Source organism: Streptomyces sp. NPDC001634 (assembly GCF_040298185.1).
Lineage (GTDB): Bacteria > Actinomycetota > Actinomycetes > Streptomycetales > Streptomycetaceae > Streptomyces.
Genome location: NZ_JBEOZU010000188.1, coordinates 1 through 5,555, shown reverse-complemented (window position 1 = coordinate 5,555; position 5,555 = coordinate 1). Strand labels below are relative to the sequence as shown.

At 71.1% G+C, this 5,555-nt stretch carries 1 protein-coding gene; it reads right to left on the bottom strand.

Features of this window, described 5'->3' with window-relative positions; translation table 11 throughout:
• On the bottom strand, positions 1-5,555 hold a 5,555-nt coding region (locus tag ABT186_RS47250; RefSeq protein WP_351930601.1), incomplete at both ends, for an SDR family NAD(P)-dependent oxidoreductase.

Sequence of the window (5,555 nt, the reverse complement as noted above, 5' to 3'; positions counted from 1 at the left end):
AGTTCCGCGTCCACCGCGTCAAAGGCCTCGGCGAAGACGGGATACGCCTCATACAACTCCCGGCCCATGCCCAGCCGCTGCGACCCCTGCCCCGCGAACAGGAACGCCGTGCGACCGCCGGTCTGTATGGAGTTCCGTATGACATTGGGTTCGCTACGGTCCTCGGCCAGCGAGCCGAGAGCGTGCAGCAGCTCGTCACGGTCGGCGGCCAGGACCACCGCACGGTGCTCCAGCACGGTCCGTGTGGTGGCCAGTGTCAGGGCGGTGTCGCTGAGGGAGAGGTCGGGCCGTGCCTCCACGAAGGAGGCCAGGCGCTCGGCCTGGGCGGCCAGTCCGCCGCCGGCCGCGGACAGCACCCACGGCAGGAGCCGCGGGAGCGCCGTTGCCTTGTCGGCTACGGTCTTCTCGGCGTCCGCCGCCACATGAGGGGCCTGTTCGAGGATGACGTGCGCGTTGGTACCGCTGATACCGAAGGACGAAACACCAGCACGACGCGGACGACCGGCCTCGGGCCACGCACGCTCCTCGGTCAGCAACTCGACGTCCCCGGCCGACCAGTCGACATGCGAGGAAGGCTCCTCGGCGTGCAGGGTCCGCGGCAGCACCCCGTGCCGCATCGCCATCACCATCTTGATCACACCACCCACACCGGCAGCCGCCTGCGTGTGACCGACGTTCGACTTCAACGAGCCCAGCCACAACGGCCGTTCACGGTCCTGACCGTAAGTGGCCAGCAGCGCCTGAGCCTCGATCGGGTCACCCAGCGGCGTACCCGTGCCGTGTGCCTCGACGGCGTCGATGTCGGCGGGCTTGAGCCCCGCACCGGCCAGCGCCTGACGGATCACCCGCTGCTGCGACGGACCGTTCGGCGCGGTCAGACCATTGCTCGCACCATCCTGATTGACCGCGGAACCCGCCACAACCGCCAGCACCCGGTGACCATTGCGACGCGCGTCGGACAGCCGCTCCACCAGCAGCAGACCCACACCCTCCGACCACGCCGTACCGTCCGCGCCGTCCGAGAACGCCTTGCACCGACCGTCCACCGCAAGCCCCCGCTGCCGCGAGAACTCCACGAACGTGTCCGGCGTCGACATGACGGTCACACCACCGGCCAGCGCCAGGTCGCATTCGCCGGAGCGCAGCGCCTGCGCCGCCAGATGCAGCGCCACCAGCGACGACGAACACGCCGTGTCCACCGTCACCGCAGGACCCTCGAAACCAAAGGTGTACGCGATACGACCCGAGGCCACGCTGCCGGTGTTCCCGGTCAACAGGTAGCCGTCAGCGCCTTCGGACGTGCCCCTCAACGATGAGCCGTAGTCCTGGGCCATGGCGCCGGCGAAGACGCCGGTACGGGTGCCGCGCAGCGTCGCCGGGTCGATACCCGCCCGCTCCAAGACCTCCCACGACGTCTCCAGCAGCAACCGCTGCTGCGGATCCATCCCCAGCGCCTCACGCGGCGAAATGCCGAAGAGCGCGGCATCGAACAGCGGAGCCTCATAGAGGAAGCCGCCGTCACGCACATACGTACGGCCGACCTTGCCGGGCTCGGGATCGTAGAGGCCGTCCAGGTCCCAGCCACGGTCGGTCGGGAATCCGCCGATCGCGTCACGACCCTCGCTGACCAGCCGCCACAGATCCTCCGGCGAACCGACCCCACCAGGGAACCGGCACGCCATACCCACGATCACGACCGGATCATCACCCACACTCGTCGGGGCGGGCAGCATGTCGGGCGAGGTCTGTTCGTCTCCGCCCAGGAGCTCCGTCTTGATGTGCCGGATCAGCGCGGCGGGCGTGGGGTAGTCGAAGATCAGGGTGGCAGGGAGCCTCATGCCGGTGGCCGCGTTCACGCGGTTGCGGAGCTCGACCGAGGTCAGGGAGTCGAAGCCCAGTTCCTTGAAGGTGTGGTCCGCCTCGATGTCGGCGGCGGAGGCGTGGCCGAGCACGGCGGCTGCCGCACCCTGGACCAGGTCGGACACGAGTCGGTCGCGGTCTGCCGGCAGAGCCGCGGTGAGCCGTGCCCTGAGGTCCTGGCGGTGGGCCCCGGTGCCGGCCTCCGTCTTGCGGCGCGCACGTACACGGACCAGGGCACGCAGCAGCGAGGGAACCTCCTCGGCTGCCCGTCGGCGCAGCCCCGTGAGGTCGAGTTCGATGGGCAGCACGGCGGCCCGCTCGATGGCAGAGCCCTGCTCGAGCACCGCGTCCAGCAGACCGAGTCCCCGCTCCGGCGCAAGCGGCAGCATGCCGCTGCGTTCCATGCGCCGCAGATCCGCCTCGCTCAGCTCAGCCGTCATACCGGCGCCCGGCGCCCACGGGCCCCAGGCGAGGGAGACAGCGGGCAGGCCGGAGGAGCGACGGATGGTGGCGAAGGCGTCCAGGAAGGCGTTGGCGGCCGAGTAGTTGGCCTGCCCCGCACCACCCAAGGTGCCCATGACCGACGAGAAGACGACGAACGCCGACAGATCCGTGTCACGGGTCAGCTCGTGAAGATGGACGACCGCGTCCGCCTTCGGCCGCATGACCCGCGATACGCGCTCGGGGGTGAGGGAGGAGACGACGCCGTCGTCGACGATGCCGGCCGTGTGCACCACTGCGGTCAGCGGGTGCTCGGCGGGGACGGCGGCCAGCACGTCCGCCAGAGCCGCACGGTCCGCGACATCCACGGCCGCGACCTCGACGTCGGCGCCCAAGCCGGTTAGTTCCGCGAGGAGTTCGGGAGCACCGGGGGCTTCGAGACCGCGGCGGCCGGCCAGCAGCAGGTGTCGTATCCCGTGCTCGGTGACCAGGTGCCGGGCCACCAGCGCGCCCAGACCACCCGTACCGCCGGTCACCAGCACCGTCCCGTCCGGGTTCATCGGTGCCGGGACCGTCAGGACCACCTTGCCGACATGCCGGGCCTGGGACAGGTACCGGAACGCCTCCGGAGCCCTGCGCACATCCCAGCACGTGACCGGCAGGGGTTTGAGGACTCCCGCCTCGAACAGCGCCACCAGGTCGCTCAGCATCCCACCGATGCGCTCCGGCGCCACATCCATCAGGTCGAACGCCCGGTACCACACGCCCGGATGGTCGGCGGCCACGGTCTCCGCGTCCCGGATGTCGGTCTTGCCCATCTCCAGGAAACGGCCACCCCGCGGCAGCAGCCGCAACGACGCGTCCACGAACTCACCGGCCAGCGAGTCCAGTACGACGTCCATGCCACGACCGCCGCTCGCCGTAAGGAACGCCGCCTCGAAGCCGGTGTCCCGGGACGAGGCGATGTGCCTGCCGTCCAGGCCGAGCTCCCGCAGGGTGCCCCACTTGCCGACACTCGCCGTACCGAACACCTCGGCACCCAAGTGCCGCGCAAGCTGCACCGCCGCCATACCCACACCACCGGCCGCCGCGTGCACCAGCACCGACTCACCGGGCTTCACACCACCCAGGTCCCTCAGCGCGTAGTACGCCGTCAGGAACACGACCGGTACGGAAGCAGCCTGCGCGAACGACCAGCCCGCCGGAACCCGCGCCACCGTCCGCGCATCCGCCACCGCCACCGGCCCGAACGCACCCGAGAACATCCCGAACACCCGGTCACCCACAGCCAGCCCGACCACACCCGGACCGACCTCGGTCACCACACCCGCACCCTCCAGACCGAAGTCCTTCGCGTCGCCGGGATACATGCCGAGCGCGTTCAGCACATCACGGAAGTTGACACCCGCCGCACGTACGGCGATACGGACATGGCCTTCAGTCAGCTCCTTCTCGGTGACCGACCTCAGAGCCAGCCCTTCCAGCGTGCCCCTCTCCACCACATCCAGTCGCCATGCCGACTCCCCCGCGGGGGCCGTCAGCACCGCGCCGGTCGCGGCCCGGCCCAGACGGGACGCAAAAGCCGTGCCGGCGCGCACCGCCACTTCCGGCTCGCCCGAAGCCAACGCCGCCGCCACCACGGACCAGGAGGCCTCCGTACCGTCCACATCCAGCAGCGTGAACCGCCCCGGGTTCTCCGCCCGAGCTGCCCGCACCAGACCCCACACCGCAGCCAGAGCCGGATCGGCCGTCGGTCCGTCGGGCGTCACGGCACCCTCGGTGACGATCACCAGACGGGACTCCTCGAACCGCTCCTCCGCCAGCCAGGCACGCACCAGTTCGAGAGTGCTCTGGACGGCGGCATGGGCGGCAGCCGGCTCACTGCCGGAGGGGCGCTCGACCCGCACCAGCACCTCACCGGCGACGGCCTCACCCGGCGCGGGCAGCCCGGCACTCAGCGCGGGGACCGGTCCGGCGGCGGCCGGCACCCTCACCCAGTCGAGCTGGAAGAGTCCGCCTCGGGGGCCGCCGTCCGCCGACGGGATTCCACCGGCCGCCTCGCGCAGCACCAGCGAGTCCACGGAGGCCACGGTGCCTCCGGTCGTGTCGGCCAGTTCGAGCGCCACCGTGTCCGGTCCCACCGGGGCCACGCGCACCCTCAGTCCGCGCGCGCCCGAGGCCCACAGCGACACGCCGCCCCACGAGAACGGCAGCCGCAGTGAGCCGTCAGCACCGAACACGCCCCGCAGGACAGCGTGAAGGACGGAGTCCAGCAGCGCCGGGTGCAACCCGAACCGGTCCGCGAGGTCCTCGTGCGCCTCGGGCAGCGCCACCTCGGCGAAGACGTCTTCGCCCCGGCGCCACATCGCACGGAGCCCCTGGAACACCGGACCGTACGACAACCCCAGCCCGGCGAAACGCTCGTAGGCACCCTCGATCGACTCGGCCACGGCATCCCTCGGCGGCCACACAGCGAAATCGAAGGCGTCGTTCGACCGCGGGGCCCCGGTCTCGGTGCTCACCACACCGGTGGCATGGAGGGTCCACGCCTCGTCCTCCGAGGCGTCGTCGGGGCGGGAGAAGACACTGACACCACGGCGGCCCGATTCGTCCGGGCTGTTGACCAACACCTGGACCCGCACTCCGCCGTGCTCGGGAAGCGTCAGCGGAACGGCGATCGTCAGTTCCTCCACCCGGTCGCACCCGACCTGGTCGGCCCCACGCAGGACGAGTTCCAGGAAGCCGGTGCCCGGGAACAGAACGGCGCCGGAGACCACGTGCTCCCGCAGCCACGGGTGGGTCCGGAGCGACAGTCGACCGGTGAACACCACGCCTTCGGAGTCGGCCGGCGCCAGGGCCGCTCCGAGGAGGGGATGACCGGTGGCGGAGAGGCCGAGGCCGGAGACATCACCGCCGGCCCGCCCCCCGGCCGGGGTCGGCCAGTAGCTCTTGCGTTGGAACGCGTACGTCGGCAGCTCGACGGAACGGGCCCCGACCCCCGCGAACACCGCACGCCAGTCAACCTCGGTACCTCGGGTGAACAGTCCGGAAACCGCGGTCAGCACCGCAACGGTCTCCGGTCGGTCCTTGCGCAGGGACGGCAGCAACAGCGGCCCGTCATCGTCCACGTCCAGGCACGCCTGGGCGAGAGCGGTCAGCGTGCCGTCCGGGCCGATTTCCATGAACCGCGAGACACCCTGCCCGGCCAGCGTGCGCACGGCGTCGCCGTAGCGCACCGCCCCCCGCACATGCCG